This window comes from Dyella kyungheensis (assembly GCF_016905005.1).
Classification (GTDB): Bacteria; Pseudomonadota; Gammaproteobacteria; order Xanthomonadales; family Rhodanobacteraceae; genus Dyella; species Dyella kyungheensis.
Genome location: NZ_JADIKC010000009.1, coordinates 14,934 through 33,241 on the forward strand (window position 1 = coordinate 14,934; position 18,308 = coordinate 33,241).

General features: G+C 63.1%; 18 protein-coding genes. 10 read left to right on the top strand and 8 right to left on the bottom strand.

What is annotated here, in order from left to right; translation table 11 throughout:
- The first annotated feature begins 99 nt into the window (after positions 1-99).
- Positions 100-1,044: a GlxA family transcriptional regulator gene (locus ISP20_RS18060; protein ID WP_204637528.1), complete on the top strand. Its 945-nt coding sequence runs from the start codon at positions 100-102 to the stop codon at positions 1,042-1,044.
- A 156-nt stretch (positions 1,045-1,200) separates the two neighbouring features.
- Positions 1,201-2,199 (top strand): VOC family protein, encoded by a 999-nt coding sequence (locus tag ISP20_RS18065; RefSeq protein WP_204637529.1) that lies wholly within the window; start codon positions 1,201-1,203, stop codon positions 2,197-2,199.
- Positions 2,200-2,249: 50 nt separating this feature from the next.
- Here the strand turns inward: ISP20_RS18065 and ISP20_RS18070 are convergent, their stop codons facing one another.
- Complete coding sequence (locus tag ISP20_RS18070) at positions 2,250-2,729, bottom strand: AsnC family transcriptional regulator (RefSeq protein ID WP_204637530.1); 480 nt, start codon at positions 2,727-2,729, stop codon at positions 2,250-2,252.
- A gap of 118 nt (positions 2,730-2,847) precedes the next feature.
- On the opposite strand from ISP20_RS18070, the gene ISP20_RS18075 reads away from it, so the two are divergent.
- Positions 2,848-3,513, top strand: a complete 666-nt coding sequence (locus ISP20_RS18075) for a glutathione S-transferase family protein (protein WP_204637531.1) — start codon at positions 2,848-2,850, stop codon at positions 3,511-3,513.
- Positions 3,494-3,697, top strand: coding sequence for a hypothetical protein (locus ISP20_RS18080; RefSeq protein WP_204637532.1), 204 nt, complete (start codon positions 3,494-3,496; stop codon positions 3,695-3,697). The genes ISP20_RS18075 and ISP20_RS18080 overlap by 20 nt, the downstream gene beginning before the upstream one ends.
- Before the next feature lie 2 nt (positions 3,698-3,699).
- Here the strand turns inward: ISP20_RS18080 and ISP20_RS18085 are convergent, their stop codons facing one another.
- A complete protein-coding gene (locus ISP20_RS18085) occupies positions 3,700-4,338 on the bottom strand; it encodes a GDSL-type esterase/lipase family protein (RefSeq protein WP_204637533.1) in 639 nt (212 codons plus the stop codon).
- Between the two features lie 445 nt (positions 4,339-4,783).
- On the opposite strand from ISP20_RS18085, the gene ISP20_RS18090 reads away from it, so the two are divergent.
- A complete protein-coding gene (locus tag ISP20_RS18090) occupies positions 4,784-6,379 on the top strand; it encodes an MBL fold metallo-hydrolase (RefSeq protein ID WP_204637534.1) in 1,596 nt (531 codons plus the stop codon).
- Positions 6,380-6,505: 126 nt separating this feature from the next.
- On the top strand, positions 6,506-6,991 hold the full coding sequence (locus ISP20_RS18095) for a nuclear transport factor 2 family protein (protein WP_204637535.1): 486 nt from the start codon (positions 6,506-6,508) through the stop codon (positions 6,989-6,991).
- Positions 6,992-7,069: 78 nt separating this feature from the next.
- Here the strand turns inward: ISP20_RS18095 and ISP20_RS18100 are convergent, their stop codons facing one another.
- Positions 7,070-8,155: a YncE family protein gene (locus ISP20_RS18100; protein ID WP_204637536.1), complete on the bottom strand. Its 1,086-nt coding sequence runs from the start codon at positions 8,153-8,155 to the stop codon at positions 7,070-7,072.
- A 311-nt stretch (positions 8,156-8,466) separates the two neighbouring features.
- Between ISP20_RS18100 and ISP20_RS18105 the strand changes: the two genes are divergently transcribed.
- Positions 8,467-8,871 (top strand): carboxymuconolactone decarboxylase family protein, encoded by a 405-nt coding sequence (locus ISP20_RS18105; RefSeq protein WP_204637537.1) that lies wholly within the window; start codon positions 8,467-8,469, stop codon positions 8,869-8,871.
- A 63-nt stretch (positions 8,872-8,934) separates the two neighbouring features.
- On the opposite strand, the gene ISP20_RS18110 is transcribed toward ISP20_RS18105, so the two are convergent.
- Positions 8,935-10,506 (bottom strand): methyl-accepting chemotaxis protein, encoded by a 1,572-nt coding sequence (locus ISP20_RS18110; protein WP_204637538.1) that lies wholly within the window; start codon positions 10,504-10,506, stop codon positions 8,935-8,937.
- A gap of 589 nt (positions 10,507-11,095) precedes the next feature.
- Between ISP20_RS18110 and ISP20_RS18115 the strand changes: the two genes are divergently transcribed.
- Positions 11,096-12,556: an FAD-dependent monooxygenase gene (locus ISP20_RS18115; RefSeq protein WP_204637539.1), complete on the top strand. Its 1,461-nt coding sequence runs from the start codon at positions 11,096-11,098 to the stop codon at positions 12,554-12,556.
- Between the two features lie 24 nt (positions 12,557-12,580).
- On the opposite strand, the gene ISP20_RS18120 is transcribed toward ISP20_RS18115, so the two are convergent.
- A complete protein-coding gene (locus ISP20_RS18120) occupies positions 12,581-12,913 on the bottom strand; it encodes a DHCW motif cupin fold protein (protein WP_204637540.1) in 333 nt (110 codons plus the stop codon).
- A gap of 198 nt (positions 12,914-13,111) precedes the next feature.
- Between ISP20_RS18120 and ISP20_RS18125 the strand changes: the two genes are divergently transcribed.
- Positions 13,112-13,846 carry an SDR family oxidoreductase gene (locus tag ISP20_RS18125; protein WP_204637541.1) on the top strand — a complete coding sequence of 245 codons (735 nt, stop codon included), beginning with the start codon at positions 13,112-13,114 and terminating at the stop codon, positions 13,844-13,846.
- Here the strand turns inward: ISP20_RS18125 and ISP20_RS18130 are convergent.
- The 3 genes from ISP20_RS18130 to ISP20_RS18140 all read right to left on the bottom strand — a co-directional run bounded on the left by ISP20_RS18130 (position 13,814) and on the right by ISP20_RS18140 (position 17,633).
- Positions 13,814-14,728 (bottom strand): LysR family transcriptional regulator, encoded by a 915-nt coding sequence (locus ISP20_RS18130; RefSeq protein WP_204637542.1) that lies wholly within the window; start codon positions 14,726-14,728, stop codon positions 13,814-13,816. The two genes, ISP20_RS18125 and ISP20_RS18130, sit on opposite strands and share 33 nt — an antisense overlap.
- Before the next feature lie 67 nt (positions 14,729-14,795).
- Positions 14,796-16,991, bottom strand: coding sequence for an ATP-binding protein (locus tag ISP20_RS18135; protein ID WP_204637543.1), 2,196 nt, complete (start codon positions 16,989-16,991; stop codon positions 14,796-14,798).
- A 234-nt stretch (positions 16,992-17,225) separates the two neighbouring features.
- Positions 17,226-17,633, bottom strand: coding sequence for a hypothetical protein (locus tag ISP20_RS18140; RefSeq protein WP_204637544.1), 408 nt, complete (start codon positions 17,631-17,633; stop codon positions 17,226-17,228).
- Here ISP20_RS18140 and ISP20_RS18145 point away from each other — a divergent pair.
- The gene (locus ISP20_RS18145) at positions 17,632-17,958 is read left to right on the top strand and encodes a hypothetical protein (protein WP_204637545.1); all 327 of its coding nucleotides are present in this window, start codon (positions 17,632-17,634) and stop codon (positions 17,956-17,958) included. The genes ISP20_RS18140 and ISP20_RS18145 overlap by 2 nt on opposite strands.
- Positions 17,959-18,308 lie beyond the last annotated feature (350 nt).

Genomic DNA, 18,308 nt, shown 5'->3' on the forward strand with positions numbered 1-18,308 from the left:
CGCGAGGCCAGCCAGGCCCGCTGCCCATCGCTCAACTTGACGCCCACCTCCTAGTTACGCCACTTTCCCGCTATCAGATCGAGTCTTGCGGCTGCCCTCATGCGACGCGATATCGCCATCGTTGTTTTTCCGGGGTTTCAACTGCTGGATGCGGCCGGCCCGGTCGCCGTGTTCGAGATGGCGGAGCGGTTCCGGCCGGACAGTTATGCGATCCACGTGTTGGCCCCGGGAGGCGGCGTGGTGCGCAGTTCGTCGGGCGTGTGCCTGGCGGCCGCGCCGATTGAAGCCAGGCACTTCGATACGGTGATCGTCTCGGGCGGCAACCTGGCGCAGGTTGAGGAGAACCAGGGCGCGGTGGTCGCCTGGCTCGGCGACGATGCCTGGCGTCGCGCGGCGGGTGTGTGCTCCGGCGCGTTCGTCCTCGCGCACGCCGGCTTGCTCGATGGCCGGCGCGCGACCACGCATTGGGCCGTGGCGGAGCGCTTCCGTTCGCTTTATCCGCAGGTCCAGCTCGATGCCGACCGGATGTTCGTGAGGGATGGCAAGGTGTGGACGTCGGCAGGCATTTCCGCCGGCATCGACCTGGCGCTGGCACTGGTCGAGGACGACCTTGGCCCCGGTATCGCGCGGCGTGCGGCCCAACAGCTGGTGGTGCATCAGCGGCGGCACGGCGGGCAATCGCAGTACTCCGTTCTGGTGGAACAGGGCGGCAAGACCGGACGCTTCGGTGAACTGATTGGCTGGGTACGTGCACGCATCGCCGAACCGATGTCGGTGGAGCGGCTGGCCGAACGCGCCGCGATGAGTCCGCGAAACTTTGCCCGCGCGTTCACGGCAGAGATTGGCGCGACGCCGGCCAAAGTGGTCGAAGGATTGCGACTGGAAGCCGCGCGCATTGCGGTCGAAACCGGGCATCTGAATCTCGACCACATTGCCGCGTCGACCGGTTTCGGCGATTCGAGCCGCATGCGTCGCGCCTTCGTGCGCGCCTTTGGCATGTCGCCGCAATCGCTGCGTCGAAGCGCGGGCGTGTCACGGCCGTAGCGCGGGTACCGCAGGGTTCGGCGTACTTCGTTCGTTGGCCGTTTTTGTCCGGAAATTGTCCTTGCCGGTACCGCGTGGAGCACTCATAAAAGGGCGCCTTGCCGCAGTTCGGCTGGCATCGGCAAAACCACCATCGTCTTTCATGTGAGGATTCGCATGCGCCTGACCCCGTTCGTTTCTGCCTGTCTCCTGTGTCTGGGCGCCGCACAGGCCTCGGCCGCCACCCCGGCGCCGACACCGGCGGCCCCCACGACGCGACTCGACCATATCCTGCTCTGGGGGCACGGGATCGATCAGGTCACCTCGGTCATGGCGGTCAAACTGGGTTTCCAGGTTCGGCCCGGGCGGGATCCGGATGGCGTGGCCAATCGCTATATCCGCTTCTCGGACAGCAGCTTCATCGAACTGCTGGGCATCACCCGAGCCGATCCCAAATTCGATCCGGGGATGAAGGAGGACCAGCAGGCGCTGAAGGGCGGTGCCGGTTCGCGCACGTTCGGTTTTCGCTCCTCGTCGCTCGATGCGATCCATCAATCGCTGCAGGCACTGCATTACGCCGTCACGCCGTTCTTCTCCGGCCCGGACAGTGCCAAGCCGGGTTGGCGCCTGTTTGCCTTCGACCGCGCGCCGCTGTCCAGCAATACCTTCTTCATCGACTACGCCGCCGGTTACGCGCCCGACCAGTTCGACCCAACCAATGTCGACGACTATCGCGTCACCCGTGAGCATCCCAACAGCGCGCGTGCACTCTCGTCGATATGGCTGGTGTCCGGCGATGCCGATGCCGATCGTCGGCAGCTCGAGAAAATGGGCTTCGGCCACGCGGTACCGGTGAAGCTGGCGGCCGTCGGCGCCAAGGGATTTTGCGTGCCGGTCGGTCCGACGGCATTGTTGGCGCTCGAGCCCGATGGTGCCGGACTCGCCAAGCAAACCATCGCCAACGGCGGCCCACGCATCCTTGGCGTGAGCTATGCCGTGGCCGATCTGGAGCGCGCGCAGCGCTGGGTCGAGCGCGGCTACGAGCGCAAGCTGGTCAGCTACCGCGGGTTGTCCGGCGAATCCATCCTCGCCCCGACTCAGGACGACCTCGGCCTGTCCATCGAATTCCACGCGATGCAGCCGGGCGGCTCGCCGTGCACCACGGCAAGCCGGTAGCACGCGCGCAAGCGTCGACGCTTTCGATCGAGAGCGTCGTCACTCAATGCTCAAGGCGCTGGATCCAGCGGCACTGACATGCCGCGCTTGAGCGTGCTCAGTGCGACCCGGGTCTGGAATCGCCGCACATTCGCATTTTCCGCCACCAGCCGCTGCATGAGTGCTTCGAAGTCCTCGACATCGCGCGCCAACACGATCAGCACGTAATCGCCCTCGCCAGTGACGTACCACGCCTCCTGAATGCAGGGCTCGGTCACGATCCATTGCTTGAGGCTCGCCACCAGCTCCGGCCGCTCGCGCTCCACTTCGACGTCGACGATCATCGTCAACGCGCGCCCCACGCGCTTGGGGTCCAGCACGGCCACCTCGGCGAGAATGATGCCTTCCTCGCGCATGCGCACGATCCGTCGCTGCACGGCGGAGGCCGAGAGGCCGACGTCCGCACCGATCAATTCGGCGGGGCGGCGCGCATCCTTCTGAAGCAGGTTGAGAATGCGCCGGTCGATCTTGTCCAACTCGTTCTCGGGCACGCGCGAAATCCTTGAAAGACGGGGAATGAAAGCGTCGATCCGTCAGAAGTCGCGGACTGGCCGCGCGGCCGAACTTTAGCATGGAGCACTTCGGTAACCGCCCCGGGGCATCCGTTCCATGCAGCTGCTTTACCAATCCCATTCGCCGTATGCACGCAAGGTGCTCGTGTTCGCCCACGAGGCCGGCCTGGCCGATCGCATCGAGGTGATTCACCAGGAGACCAGCCCTGTCGAACGCAATCCCGACGTGTTCGCCCTGAACCCACTCGGCAAGGTTCCCGTCCTTGTCTGCGACGATGGCACGGTGTTGTTCGAATCCGCCGTCATCTGCGAGTACCTGGACAGTCAGCATGAGGGGAGAAGGCTTTTCCCTTCCGCGCCGGCGGCGCGTTTTCGCGCCCTGCTCCACCAGGCGGTCGCCTTGGGACTGGCCGACGCCGGTATTGCCGTTCGCTGGGAATCCAAGCGCCGTCCGGAAGCCTTGAGATGGCCACCGTTGCTCGAAGGCCAGCTGCAGAAAGTGATCGCGGCCTGTGACTATCTGGAAGACCGGATGGTCGATGATCAAGCCGTGGATGTCGGCGACATCGCCGTTGCCACCGCGCTCAGCTGGATCGAGTTCCGCCAGATCCACGACTTCCAGTATGGCCGGCCCCGCTTGTCCGCCTGGTATCGAGCCTTCTGCGCACGCCCATCGATGAGGGCCACGCCGCTGTCCGGCGACACCATCGACCGTCCCCAGTCAGCGCGTGAGGGAGTGCCGCATGCCGTCGCCGTGGATTGATCTGCTGAGCCTGCACGGCTACCTCACCGATATCAAACTGCTGCAAAGGCTGGCCACGCGACCGGCCACGCCCGCGCCGCGCGAGCCTGGCAGTGAGAGCAAACTTCTTTCCATCGCGAAACAGGTGGCAAGGTCCACACGTCTATGCTTGGGCATCGGCGACGGCGTGTCGCGCTCCCAATAGGGTCAACGGTGTTCGCTTGTTCTCGGCAGAGCAGCTTCCACGGCCCGTGCCACGTCCGCGGCGATATCCCGATATCCGGCATCGGAGTAGTGGACATTGTGCGGGCGCTTGAATAGTTCGGGCCCAAAGCCAGCGGTCAAGCCGTACAGATCGACCACGGCAATGCCGTGGGCTTGCATCACTTCCTTGGCGATCCGGTTGTACGTGATGGCGTCCTGCGGTTTACGGCCCGGGTCGCCTTCCGGAATAACCGTGGTGTTCTCCCAGATCAGATGAGCATGCGTCCGCTCCAGCCGTCGAACGATGGCCTCGAGATTCCTTCGATACTGCTCGGGACTCACCGAGATGACGCCATGCGCCTTGTCCAGATCGTTGCCATCGGGCAGCGCGGCGTTCCGATAGCAAACGTCCCACAGCCCGAAATTGAAACTGATCACATCCCACCGTGTGGAACCCAGCCACGCATCCAGTTGTTCGACGCCATTGGACGAGCTTTCTCCATTCTCGGGAATGCGCGTCACCTCCGCCTTGCCGTCCAGCAGCGCGGTCAGGTGAGGCGTATAGCCTTGAGAAATCGAGTCGCCAATGATCAAGACCTTGGGCAGCGCGGAACTCGCCTCAGTCAGGCTTGCAACGGTCACGCATAGTGCAGGACAAGGCGGAACCAGGTTCTACGTGATCGCTTCATCGCTGCTCCATGGCTTCCGGGGGTTGTCTGAACCCGGTGTCGAAGTGTGCATCGCAAAGCTGGCCTGGGCGTGTCCGTTCCGGGGCGAAGTCCGCACGCGTAGCCATGCTTCGGCTAAGAATAGCTTCGCACCCACACGAACACCGGCTGCAGGACAAGAAGCATAAGTTCTTGCGGATGCGCCATCTGTTCGCTGAGATCGCGCGGACGATATGCAGCGTTTCAGCGCAGCGAGGCACTTCGCACGATTCCGCTCAAGCTTGAATTCACGCGCCACGCCATCCTCGCTCCCTGCCGAAAGACACCCCGAAGAACGTGACTTTCTGCATGCGGATAAGCCAAGCGACGCGCGTAGCGTGCGCTGCATTGCCCCGGAGGGGCGCTGCCGACCCCATGCCATGGACCGTTCGTTTGATCGCCGTACACCTCGCCTCGTTCTTCCGGCCCTGATCGCGCTGGCGCTGTCTACACCGGCGTTGGCGGCCGACGTGCCGCAGGACGGCGATGCCGTCAAGCAGGCAGTGCACCCGGGTTGCGACCATCTCGATGCGAAGGCCTGCGTGCAGTTGGCCATCGACGCCATGGGCGGTTCCGAGCGGCTGGCAGGTATTCACAGCGAGCGCTACGAAGCGATCGGCCACACCGTGTTGGCGGAGCAGTCCTATCGGCAGCAGCCGTTCATCACCTCGTACGAGCGCGACAAAGTCACGGTGGATCTGGACCAGCAACGCATCGCGCGCGATGTGCATTTGACCTGGCCCGAATCCGATCCGCACGGCGCCGATGTCGACGTCACCCTGGTTGCCACGCCTCGGGGCGGCGTCTACCGCGGCAAACAGGGCGATTCGCCTGCCCAGCTCGCCGACATCGACGATGCCAAGGACACCTTGGAGCTGGGTCCCGAGCGCCTTCTGCTTCACGCCATGGCGGCCGCGGATCTGCACTACGCGCCTTCGCAATGGCTGCGCGCCACACCGCACAGCGCGGTGGAATTCAGCTGGAACGGCGTGCCGGTGACGGTGCTGCTGAATGCCTACAACCATCTGCCGGATGCACTGGAGCGCACGCGCACCTTCAAGGACTTCTGGTATGCCTGGGGCGACGTCGATCAGCGCATCTATTTCGACAACTGGCATGTCGTGCAGGGCGTGGTGTTTCCCACCAATCGCGTCGATCGGCGCAACGGCGTGTGGTTTGCCTCGACCCAGCTGCTCGACCCGGCTTTCAATCTGCCGATGGACGCGAAGACGTTCGCGATGGATGCCGCGATGGCGGCCAAGAGCATGCAATCGCCAGGCTGGAACCGCCAGTTCAGCGACAAGAAGCGCGTGGAGCTGGCGCCGGGCATCGAGCTGTACCAGGGCTCATGGAATACGACGCTGATCCGGCAGGACGATGGCATCGTGCTATTGGAAGCGCCGATCTCCAGCAGCTACGTGCAAGGCGTACTGGCCAAGGTGCATGGCGAATATCCCGGCGTACCGATCAAGGCGGTACTCACGACATCCGATTCCTGGCCGCATATGGCCGGCGTGAGACAGGCGGTGGCCGAGGGTTTGCCGGTCTATGTGCTCGACCTCAACAAGCCGCTGCTGGACAAGCTGGTCAGCGCGCCGCATCGCCTGCAGCCGGATGAGTTGCAAGCCCATCCAAGGGCGCCGCGCTGGACGGTCGTCGGCGATCATCTGGAACTCGGCAAGGGTACCAATCGGGTGGTGTTGTATCCGCTGCGTGGTGCCTCGACCGAGCGACAGTACATGGTGTACTTCCCGCAGCAGAAACTCTTGTACGCCAGCGACACGCTGGTGTTGAACGCCGATCACACGCTTTACGATCCCGACCTTATGTACGAGGTGACACAGGCGGTGGCGCGCGAACATCTGCAGGTCGACACGGTGTACGCGATGCATGAGGGTCCGACGCCGTGGGAGCAGGTACGCCATCTGGTCGAGCAGGCCATGATGTCAACGGTTGCAGGCAAGTCGACGGGTTGATCACCGCGCCGCCTGCGTCGCCGAGATACCGTTCGTGGCGCATGGTGCGCCGTTCGTCCCAAAGGGAATGCGCTTGCGTCGAGGGGCTTTCAAGCTGCGGGAGCCTCTCCATCCCAAGGAATCCGCATGCTTCGTCATACACGTTCTCTGGTCGCGCTGGCGACGCTTTGCATGATCGGCGCAACCTATGCCTCCAAGGGACCGACGCCGCCTGGACCGCATGAGGGCGAAAGGACGGAAGCCGGTGCTCTGGCCGCCGATGATCATTGGCTGCGCGCCGAAGTGGACGGCGATACGGCCTTCCTCGAGCGGATGCTGCTGCCGGGGTATCGCTCGATCGGCGCCACCGGCGTGTCGCATTCGCGCGAACAGATCATCGCCGGTGCGGTCAAGAACAAGGACTCCGATGCCATGAAGGAGAAGGTGGCCGCATGGCGGAAGGAAGACCCGACCGAGATCGCCGTGCTGCAGCACGGTGACATCGCCATCGTCTCGTTCTACAACCCTGCGCTGGGGCCGGACAAGGGCGTGCGCTCCTCCGACATCCTGGTCTACGAGGACGGCGGCTGGCATGCGGTCTACTCGCAGCACGCCGCTGCGAAAAGCCAGTAAGCGACTGCGGCAGGCGACGCTCCCTAACCCGTCGCAGTCATGACTGTGGCATCCGCGTTCGGCGGATGCCACGATCGCTCAGGGTTGGTGACTGGCTCCCAGTCGCTCCGCGCGATCACCACCGAAACTGGTTCCCCAATATTGGTGGTCGAAGAGTATTGCCGTGGATGCCGCGCCAAAGGTGGGCGTGGCTTTGGCGGAGATCTGCTCGATCACTTTTCTGGCATGGACGTCGAACAACACCACGTTCGAATCCATCGGACAGACCGGGCCCAGGCCGCACCCCATGATGACGCCCGGTTTGCCCATCTGCCCCGCGATCAACAGCTTTCCATCGGGCAGGAAGTGCGCGTTGTCGGGGTGGATGTCGGCCAGCTTGATCGTGCTCGCCGCAGCGCCGGGGCGAAGCGGCACGATGTGCAAAGTGCCATCGCCCCATCCATTGACGTAAAGCGAATTGTCGCCGGCATTCCAGGCGATGCCGTTGTTGCCGGCAAACTGGGTGTTGGGCAGATGATGCCATCCCTTTTCCGGTGACCACATCGCGACGAACCCGCTCGGTTCACCCTTGCGGAGCTTCGCCAGATCCTTGTCGTCGCGCTGGCCGAAGCTGGTGACCGCCATGCCGCCAGGCACGAACGCCACCGCATTGGTCAGCGTGTCGGCGGGAATGACGACGCAGCCGATCCACTGCAGGTGCGCACCGTCACCGCCCAAACGCAGATCGTAGACCTCGATCGATTCGCGACCGCCATGGTTCACCGCGTAAAGCTCGCCATGCGCGGGAGAAAGCCAGTGCACGTCCAGACCATGGGTGACTAGCTTTTTCGGATCCATCGGGCCGGGACAGGCCTTGAAGCGCGTATCGGCGGGTCGCGAATCGTCCGTGACCAGTTCGCTGGCGCGACGTGCCTGCAGGTCGATCAGGTAGAAACCGCTGGTCATCGCGGGATCGCGCTCAAGCCGCGTGGCGATGGCCCACTGCGTGGTTCCCAGGCGAACGGCGTCTTCGGAATTTCCCAGGCCGCAGATCTGCGCGTCCGTGCAAGGCGTCGCCGCACTCGCCCACTGCGTGGCCAGCAAGGCCAACCCGAACGCGATGGATTGGCCCAGGTATCTGGAAGACGATCGCTTCTTGGCGACCGTTCGATGGTTGCACTGCATGGATACTCGTCCTCCGTTGATACGACGTTGATAGCTGCACTCGTGCGGATACGACCGTGGATGCATCGATGTCATCGACACATGCTGCGTTGATATACAGCCGGCGATGGCGCGAGCCATGTGCCTGAAGTCCCGGACGCTGCCTCCACTTCGCCGAACGCGTGGACGGATGGCGCGATTCCCAACGCTGGCTTTCGAGTGTCACAACGCTCGCGCGGTTTAAGGTGCTTCCTCGCCGGCGGATACTGTTCGCAAGTCAGCGCTCCCGAGCACAAAGACGCAGCGTTTCAACCCGATCGAGGAACAAGCCGATGTCTGCACATGCCCCCTCCCGCCGCCGTGGTCTCGAACTGCTGGAGCAACTGCACGGCGGCCACGCCGGTGCAGCCATGGTCGCGGAAATGCAGCATGTCTGCCCTGCCTTCGCCGACATGACCATCGACTGGGCGCTTGGCTCGGTCATGGATCGGCCGGGCCTCGACCTGCTTACGCGCGAACTGATCCTGGTCGCTTCCTGCGTGACGATGGGACACGCGATGCCGCAACTGCGCGCGCACGCCGAAGCCGCACTCAACGTCGGCGCCAGCAAGGAACAGCTGGTCGAGACCGTGCTGCAACTGGTTTTCTATGCAGGCGGGCCGGCAGTCAGGAACGCCTTGGTGGTGCTCGATGAAGTCCTTCAGGCGCATCGGGGGACCGCTTCCGAAGGTCTCTGATGCCTGGCATGGCGTGATGCGCAGCCAGGCGATGGCTGCGCATCACGCCAGCAACTCAGATCACTACATCGCTACCATTTCGCGCTGGGGAACCTGGAAGAAGCCCACATGCTCCATCAGCTCGCCAGCCAGACCGTGCAGGTTCTGGCTGGCCGCTGCCATCTCTTCCACCATGGCAGCGTTCTGCTGCGTCATCAGGTCGAGTTGCGATACGGCCATGTTGACCTGATCGATACCGCGCACCTGCTCATTGCCGGCCAACGCGAGTGCGTTCATGGTGTGCACGATTTCGCGCATGCCGTGGTGAATCTGCTGAAGCGCATCGTTGGATGAAACCACCAGCGTCAAGCCATTGCTGACCCGCTCCGAACTCTCGCGTATCAGTTGACGAATGTCGCGCGCCGCCGATGCCGAACGCATGGCCAAGGCACGCACTTCGGAGGCGACCACCGCGAAGCCCCTGCCCTGTTCGCCGGCTCGTGCCGCCTCCACCGCGGCATTGAGCGCCAGCAGGTTGGTCTGGAACGCCACTTCATCCACCAGGCTGACGATCTCTTCGATGCGCCGGCTCGATGCGTGGATGTCGTCCATCGCGGAGGCCGTTTGCGCTACCACCTTCTGCCCGCCGTCCGCTTGTTCCAACGCCTGCACTACGAGGCCTGAAACGTGACCGGTGTTATCGGCATTGGCGCGGACGTTGCCCGTGAGGCCCTGCATGGAGCTGGCGGTTTCTTCCAGGCTCGAGGCCTGTTCCTGGGTGCGCTGCGACAGATCGTCGTTGCCGGCAGCAATCTGCCGCGAGGCGGAGACGATCGAAGCCGCGCTGGCGCGAACGCGCCCGACGATGGCACTCAATTGTCCATCCATGCGACTCAGCGCCAACAAGAGCCTGCCGACTTCGTCACCGCGACTGGTATCGATATCATTTCCGAGCCGGCCAGAAGCGATCGCGTCTGCAACGAGTGCCGCCCGCTGGATTGGTGTGGCAATCGCCCGCAACAAGACGATCAGCAGGGCCAGCATGAGCGTCAGGCCCACGGCGAGCGCAGCGAGCGTTCCCCAGCGGGTGAACTCGAACGACTTTTCCGAACTCTGGTACGACTCTTTCGCCTGCTGCTCGTTCTCGTCATACAGGACATCGATGGCCTGATCCATGCGCGCGGCCGTACGTTGATAGGCCTCGCCAAGTACCTGTGCCATGCCGTCGAAATCCTTTGTGCCGGCCAACGTCAATGCACGTTCGTTCGCGGCGCTTACTTCCTTCAGGTCCGCCACGAACGCATCGGCCGCCTGGCGTTCGCGCTCACTGGAGATCATCGGGTAATAGTGCTGCCATGCCTTCTGCTCGGCTGTCGTTCGCTCGTGCATTTCCTTCGCCGCAATCGACAGACGATCCGCGTTCTTCTCGATCAGGACACGGGCGAGCGCGATCTGGTTGGCATCCACCGACTGGCGCACCTTGGCGATGTCGAGGATCGGTTGCACGTCCGTCAAGTAGATATCCGAGGTGTTGGCGTTGCTCTGGCTCTCGCCGTGCACACCGAGATAGCCCACGCCAAGCATGATCAACGCGCTCAGTCCAAGACCGAGCATGAGTTTGAGTCGAATACTTAGATCCCTATTCTTTTTCTTCATGGTGACTACTCCGAACGTGAGTGGAAGTGACAACGCCGTGACAGGCACAACGTTTCGGCCCAACTGTTCGGCAGCGTTGGAAAAGGCTTGAACGCAAAACCATGCGAACGCCGCATGTATCTGCGCATGCGGGATGCTTGTGGACTTCTAGGCGTCTCTACACATCGCTAAATGCGCCCTGGCGCGGTTTCGCTTGCGTGAAATTGTCGTCTATCGCTTATGGCCTAGACGGCCGGATGCACGCGCGAAACCAGCGCGCAGCTGTCGATGTGGCTAGGTGGATGAAGCGTGCGAGATCGAACATCGCCGCTGAAAAGAAGGGATTCGCGCAGCAGGGGCGCGGAGGGCAAGGCCGCCATCAATCACGTGCTTCTTGCCACTTCCAGAGTATAGCGGCACGGGGGGCTTGCCGTAAGCCCGGGGGCGTGTCGCAGCATCGCCCGCCGATGCACCATCGGTGCGGGCGGGAGAGCGAGATGCAGAAGCTGTTGTCGGTGTGCGATATCCCTAGACGCACCACGCTGAGCACGAATCACGCAGCGAAGGCGCCGAGCCGCCAGGCAGCGACGCGCGCGAAGGTGGCTTCGCCATGACGACGCATGCGGTGATCATCGTGGGAGCCGGCCCCGTGGGGCTGATGCTGGCGAGCGAGCTTGCGCTGCTGGATATCGACGTTGCGATCATCGAGCGGCGCGCCAGCCAGGACCTGCAAGGGTCGCGTGCCGGCGGACTGCACGCGCGCACGATCGAAGTACTCGATCAGCGCGGCATCGCCGATCGATTCCTGGCACGCGGACAGCGGCACCCCGCCGTGCACTTCCATGTTCCTCTGGACATCAGCGACCTGCCCTCCCGGCACAACTACGTGCTCGCGCTGTGGCAAAACGAGTTCGAGCGCATTCTCGCGGAAAGAGTGGCCGAACTCGCGGTGCCGATCTATCGCGGCATCGAAGCACGCGATCTTTCGCAACACGACGATGGCGTCGAGGTCACCTTGTCCGATGGCCGCACGCTGCGGTCGGAGTATCTCGTCGGCTGCGATGGAGGTCGCAGTTGTACGCGCAAGGCGGCAGGCATCGCATTTCCAGGATGGGAGCCGACCACCAGCTGGCTGATCGCCGAAGCGGCGATGACCGAGGAACCCGCATGGGGAATCCGTCATGACGCGGCGGGCACCCATGGGATTGGCCAACTGGATGACGGAAAGCGGGCACGTGTCGTGTTGACGGAGCGACACCTGGAAACCGCCGCCCAGCCAACCTTGCGTGAGGTAAGCGAGGCGCTGATGTCGATCTACGGCACGGACTACGGCATCCACGACGCTACCTGGCTCTCCCGATTCAACGACATGACGCGACAGGCCGAAACATATCGCGTTCGGCGCGTCCTGTTGGCTGGCGATGCCGCCCACATCCATCCACCGATGGGCGGACAGGGACTCAACATCGGCGTACAGGACGCCGTGAACCTGGGCTGGAAGTTGGCGCAGGTGATCAAATGCATCTCACCCGACGGCCTGCTGGACACCTATCACGCCGAGCGCCACCCCGTCGCTGCGCGCGTGTTGCAGAACACCCTGGCGCAGATGGCGCTACGCCGCCCGGACGATCGCTCGAAGGCACTGGGCAACATCACCGCCGAACTGCTTCGCATGGATGAGCCGCGCAGATATTTGGCCGCGATGATGAGTGGACTGGACGTCCATTACGATCTCGGTGAGGGACATCCCTTGCTGGGACGCCGCATGCCCGACATCGACCTGATAACCGCCAACGGTCCGCAGCGCTTGTTCACCTTGCTGCATCGCGCACGGCCCGTACTGCTCAACCTCGATGAAGCCGGCTGCCTGGACGGATGGAAAAATCGTGTCCGCGTGGTGGAGGCCCAATGTGCGGATACGATCGAAGTTCCTGCACTAGGGACGGTTGATGCACCGGCCGCCGTATTGGTCAGGCCCGATGGCTACGTGGCCTGGGTCGGGGATCACGCGCAACAGGGGCTGGCCGATGCCCTGACGAGCTGGGTCGGCGAGTCGATACCGTCGATTTGATATACGGCCCGGTCGAGAACAGGCTCAGTCGACCACGAACAGCTTCGCCCCCACCGGGGTCGAAGAGCGATGGGCCGCGTCGCCGAAATCGGAGACCTGGTAGCTCATCCCAGGCGTGAGCACGAAGCTGCGCCCGTCTTTCAACTCCGTGTGAAGCTCGCCTTCCAACACGTAGAGCACATGGCCGCGGTCGCACCAGTGATCGGCCGTGTAGCCGGGGCTGTACTCGACGATTCGCACGCGCAACTCGCCCGTGCCGAAGGTTCGCCAAAGCGCCTCACCGGATTCACCGGGATGGCGGGTAACGGGAACCTGATTCCAGTCGGTGATGGTGAACGGCAACGCTGGCAACTTCATCGAAAGCTCCGGGGCATGGAGAAAGCATGCGGGGACTTTCGCACTCGTGTTCCCCGTTGGCACGGGGCGAAAGTCACACGCACGGCAGTCCATCAAAGTGTCGGCATCGGCGATACCGATGGTGCCGATCGGAAATTCCCGTTTCCTCCGGCAGGCGTCACTGGTCTACAACGGGGATCCCTTTCAAGGAGACCGGTGATGCCAGAGATCGAACGCAACGAGCATGTACTTATCGTGGGTGGAAGTTCAGGCATGGGCCTGTCGCTGGCGGCATCCCTGCTGGCCGAAGGCGCCAGGGTCACCATTGCAGGACGCGATGCCGCGCGACTGCAAGACGCTCGCGCGAGCCTGCCTGAGGCCTCGTTGCTCAGCACCGAGATGGCCGACATCACCAGGGAAGACGACGTCATCCGCTTGTTCGATCGGCTGGGACCGGTGGATCACATCGTCAGCACGGCGGCCAGTTTGGAGGGCGTGTATCGCCTGTTGCCCGAGTTGGCATTGCCAGCGGTTCGTCGCGCGGTGGATTCCAAACTGATCGGCCCCTTGCTGCTGGCGAAACATGGTGCGCCATCGCTATCGGAAAAGGGCTCCATCACGTTCACTTCCGGCATCGCTGCGTATCGCCCCGCTGCACGCGGTTCCGTGGTGGCAGCCGTCAACGGAGCGCTGGCATCACTGGCTTACGCGCTGGCCATCGAACTGGCGCCCATTCGCGTCAATGTGGTGTCGCCAGGCTGGGTCGATTCACCCATCTGGGCCACGGTGGCGGGCGACCAGAAGGAAACCATGCTGGAGGCGATGGCGGAGCGGCTCCCGGTGGGGCGTGTCGGCCAGCCGGCCGATATCGCGCACGCCATCGGTTTTCTCATGCGCAACGGGTTCACCACCGGCTCGGTGCTACACGTCGACGGCGGCCACCGGTTCGTGTGAGAGCTGACTGTCCGTCAACACAGCCAGCAAGATCCGCAGCGCCGGCGGTTGAACCGCTTGTTGGCGCCACACCAGATGAATCGCGGCGCTGCGTTTCTTGCCATGCCAGGGGCGCATGACGATATGCCGGTTTCGCAGCGGCGCGGCCAGTCGGGGCATCAGCGCGCAGCCGCCGCCCCGCGCCACCATGGCACCTAGGGTGGCCACGCTCTCGAACTCGCCGATGATGTTCGGCGCTTCGCCGAGGTCCGCCATCGCCTGATCGAAGATACGACGGTAAACGCATCCCTTCGGTGTTACGAAGAACGGTTCGCCCGCCAGATCGTTCGGCGCGACCACCTTCTGCTGCTTCCATCGATGTTGCGCAGGCGCAATGACAACGAGATCGGCCGTGTCCGCGATTGCACTGGACAAAGCGACCTCAGGCTCAGCATCCCATACCAGGCACGCATCGAGTTCGCCGCGCCGCACGCGGGCAAGCAAGTCGCCGGTGCCGCCGACCTCGACCCGCAACGGCAGGCCCGGTCGCTCCTTCATCAGGCGCTCAAGCGGTCCCGACAACCAGCGGGCGCTCAATGTCTCCAATGCGCCCAGCGCAAGCGGACTGCCTGCTGTCGCCGCATCGGCAACGGCAACGCGCGCCTCGCGTCCCAAGGCCAGCAAACGCTCGGCGTACTGCAACAGGCGATGTCCCGCTTCCGTCAACCGCAGTTTGCGGCCCGATCGATCAAACAGGATCGCACCGAGGTCCGCTTCGAGTGACTGGATCTGCTCCGTGACGCTGGATTGGGCCAGGTGGACCTGCTCGGCAGCGCGCGTGAAGTTCAGTGTGGACGCGACGGCAACGAAGGTCCGCAGATATCGAAGCTGCATGGGGATCATCTCTTACGTTGCTGGCGGCCCCGGTCGAGCCATCGGGTCGATGATCATAGCGTAGCGAGTTACGTGCTCAAGACTCGCCTTCGGCCTGGTCGATGATCTTCCGAACCTTCAAGGCAAGTGCTCCCAGGTTGAAGGGCTTGGTAATCACTTCCATGCCCGGCGCGAGGAACTCGCTTCCCACCACGGCATTCTCGGCGTAGCCCGTCATGAAGAGCACGCTCAGCCGGGGATGCACGACCCGGACGGCATCGGCCAACTGGCGGCCATTCATGCCCCCTGGAAGTCCCACGTCGGTAAGGAGGAGATCGATCTTTCGTCCCGATTCGACCATCCTCAATCCTTCAGCGCCATTGGCCGCCGCCAGCACCGCGAAGCCCTGCTCCGTGAGCAGCTCGACAACGATCTGACGCACCACCTCTTCGTCTTCCACCACCAGGATGCACTCGCCCAGCTTGCATGACTCGCGGGGATTCAGGCGTGCCGCCGCAGGCTCCGTCGCCGAGGTTCCGAGGTGCCGTGGGAGATACATCGAGAAAGTGGTTCCGCGACCGACTTCGGAATGCACTCGAACCTGCCCTCCCGACTGGCGCAGGAAACCGTAGACCATCGACAGCCCAAGACCCGTACCCTGACCGATAGGCTTGGTCGTGAAGAAAGGATCGAAGATCCGCGCGATCGTCTCCGGCGACATGCCGCAGCCCGAATCCGTCACGCCGATCAGGATGTATTCGCCGGGCTGCAACTCCCAGCGGGCCGACGAGCTGTCGTCCAGTGTTTCGTTGGCCGTTTCGATGGTCAGCGAGCCGCCTGCGGGAGCCATGGCGTCACGTGCATTGATGCAGAGATTCAGCAGGACGTTCTCCAACTGGGAGACATCGACCCGGGTCAACCAGAGGCATTCCGCACGAACCATTTCAACGTTGACGGCCGGGCCGACCGTTCGCTTGATCAAGTCCTCGAGGCTGCCGATCAGTCGATTGACGTCGGTCAGCCTGGGATCGAGCGTTTGCCGACGCGAGAACGCCAGCAGTCTTTGCGTCAGCGAGGTGGCGCGCTGAACCGAGTCCTTGGCCATGCCGATGAACAGGTCCACATTGTCCAGTCTATCGCGCGCCAGGTTCATCTCGACCACTTCCAGGCTCCCATTGATGGCGGTCAGGAGATTGTTGAAGTCGTGAGCGATGCCGCCGGTGAGCTGACCGATGGCTTCCATCTTCTGCGATTGGCGCAAGCGCTCCTCGATCTCCATCAAGGCAGCAGTACGCTCGTTGACGCGCCGCTCCAGCGTCTCGTTGGCTGCGCGCAGACGCAGCTCGCTTTCCTGGAGGTTCGATGCCGCACGCGCACGCTCCACGGCGGTACGTGTGCGGCGCGCGACCTCACGCATGAATGCCGTCTCGGCGTCCGTCCACTCGCGACGCTCTGCATGATTGACGTATAGCACGGCAACCAGAACGCCCTTCTCGACCACGGGTACATTGAGAAACGAGCGAGCATCCCTTCCTTCGAGCGCGGCGGCGACCGCACTCGTTCGATGATCCTCGCGAACATCATTGATGTTGATGAACTCGTTCTGCTTGAGGCTATCGATGAACGAGCCATACTCACGCAGCGGCGTCACGCCCGCCAAGGTCTCCACGCCAGGAGCGGTCCAATCCCTGTCGACATGCAGCGTCTCGGCCACCGGATCGATCGTCCCGTAGCCCACGCGACTTACCTTCAAGGTTTCTCCCAGGATCCGGCACGCCGTAAAACTGAAATCCTCGGACTGGCCCAGCGCCTGGAACTCGTCGCTAAGGCGGAGCAACGCCATATGCAGCGCCTGCGCCAACACCCGCTCGGTAACATCGTGCCCCTCGACAAGGATCCCCGTCACGCTGCCATCGGCCTGGCGCAGGGGTTGATAGTCGAAGTCCAGGAACCGCTCGACAGCGGCGCCACCCATTCGTGCCTGCGTTACATATCGGGCGCCGGATGCGGAATAGGCCTCGCCCGTTCCGAAAACCCGATCAAGCAGCGCGACGTATCCCTGGACAAGAGCTTCGGGAAGTGCGTCGGCCACGGTGCGGCCAAGAACCGGCCTCTGCTCCACCAGACGCAGATAGCTGGCATTGGCATGGACAAAGCGGTGGTCAGGCCCTTCCAGAATCGCCATGAAACTGGGCGATTGCTCGAACAACATAGCGAGCGACGCTGCACCGTCTCCCTGTCCAGGCATCGTCTCAGCGCGGTCTATCGTTGAATCGGCTTTCTCAACCGGCATGGAGATGTCCTGGGCAGCGCCTGGCGTAGTTCCAATAGCCGCATCGAGCCGGATGGAACAAGCAAAGGTTACCACTCAGCCTGACCGGTGGCGGCGGCGGATCGAGCTTCGTTTGGCGCGCTTTCCCAGGAGCCATGTGCCAAGTGCGCTTACCGCGATCGGCTCGCGATCACACGAAATTCACCGGCATTCATCGCCTATCGATGGGCGAGAGGCCTCTCGGGCGCGCAACGTTCAATCCCGCGGGCCTGATCCTCGCTGCCCGCCGTTCGCCGGAGAAAACCGATGGACTTCATGCGCATCCTGCAGTCGCTCGAAGAATTCCTGTACGAAGTGATGAGCTGGCTGGTGTTCTATCCGCGGGCGCTCTGGCGGACCCTTCGTCACCCCGTGGCCGTGGCGATCTATACGCAACGGCAATTGCGTCAGGGCTGCGACCAGCAGTTCACCGAAATGATCGGGCCGCCCTTGATGCTCATTCTTACCGTGCTGGTCGCGCACGTGATCGAACTCAGTTCGCCCTCGGGCATGGCCAGGGTCAACACCGTGCTGGGCAAAGAGCTGCTCGGCACCGAGCAGGGCGTTATTGCAACTCGCAGCATCATCTACTGTTTCTTCGCGCTTTTTTGGCGCGCTTGGCATGTTGCATCAGAAGAAATCGCCCATCACGCGAGAGACGCTTCGCCAGCCCTTCTATATTCATTGCTACCTGTTGGCTCCGTTCGCGCTGGGCCTGTCCATCGCCAGCACCATTCTTCTCAACAGCCACGGCTTCGGGCCCCTGCTCGGCCTCGCGATCGCGTTGCTTAGTTGCGCCTGGTACGGCGGCGCGCAATCCGCCATCTACGCAAGGATTCTGAAGATCTCCCTGCTACGGGCGGCCTTGATCGCCTCCGCTGCCAATGTGGCGGCCACCGTCATCATCGCTGGGGTCGCCTTTCTTCTGGTCGGTATCGATCGCGGGTAGCGCCGGACTGTGATGTGCGTACGCCGATCGGCCTAATTGCCGGCCGCAAGCAGGCCATGACAGCATTCGTAATGGGGCCGCTTGTCTGACCGAGCGGAAGGGAATCCGGTGCACGCCATTCTGGCCAAGGCACTTGCCGGGTGATGAGCGGCCATTGCCATGTCGCCGCCGGTTGTCACGCAGCAAATGGACTGCCATGCATAAGGGGAAAATATGCGCTGTAGCGAGTGCGGTGTAACCATCAATCCACCGGCAGTGCTGTGCCCGGGTTGCACCTATCGGGCTTCCCAATTGGCAAGAATGCCGAAATTTTCCTTGGCAACGCCTTCACCATCGAACACAGCAGCCAG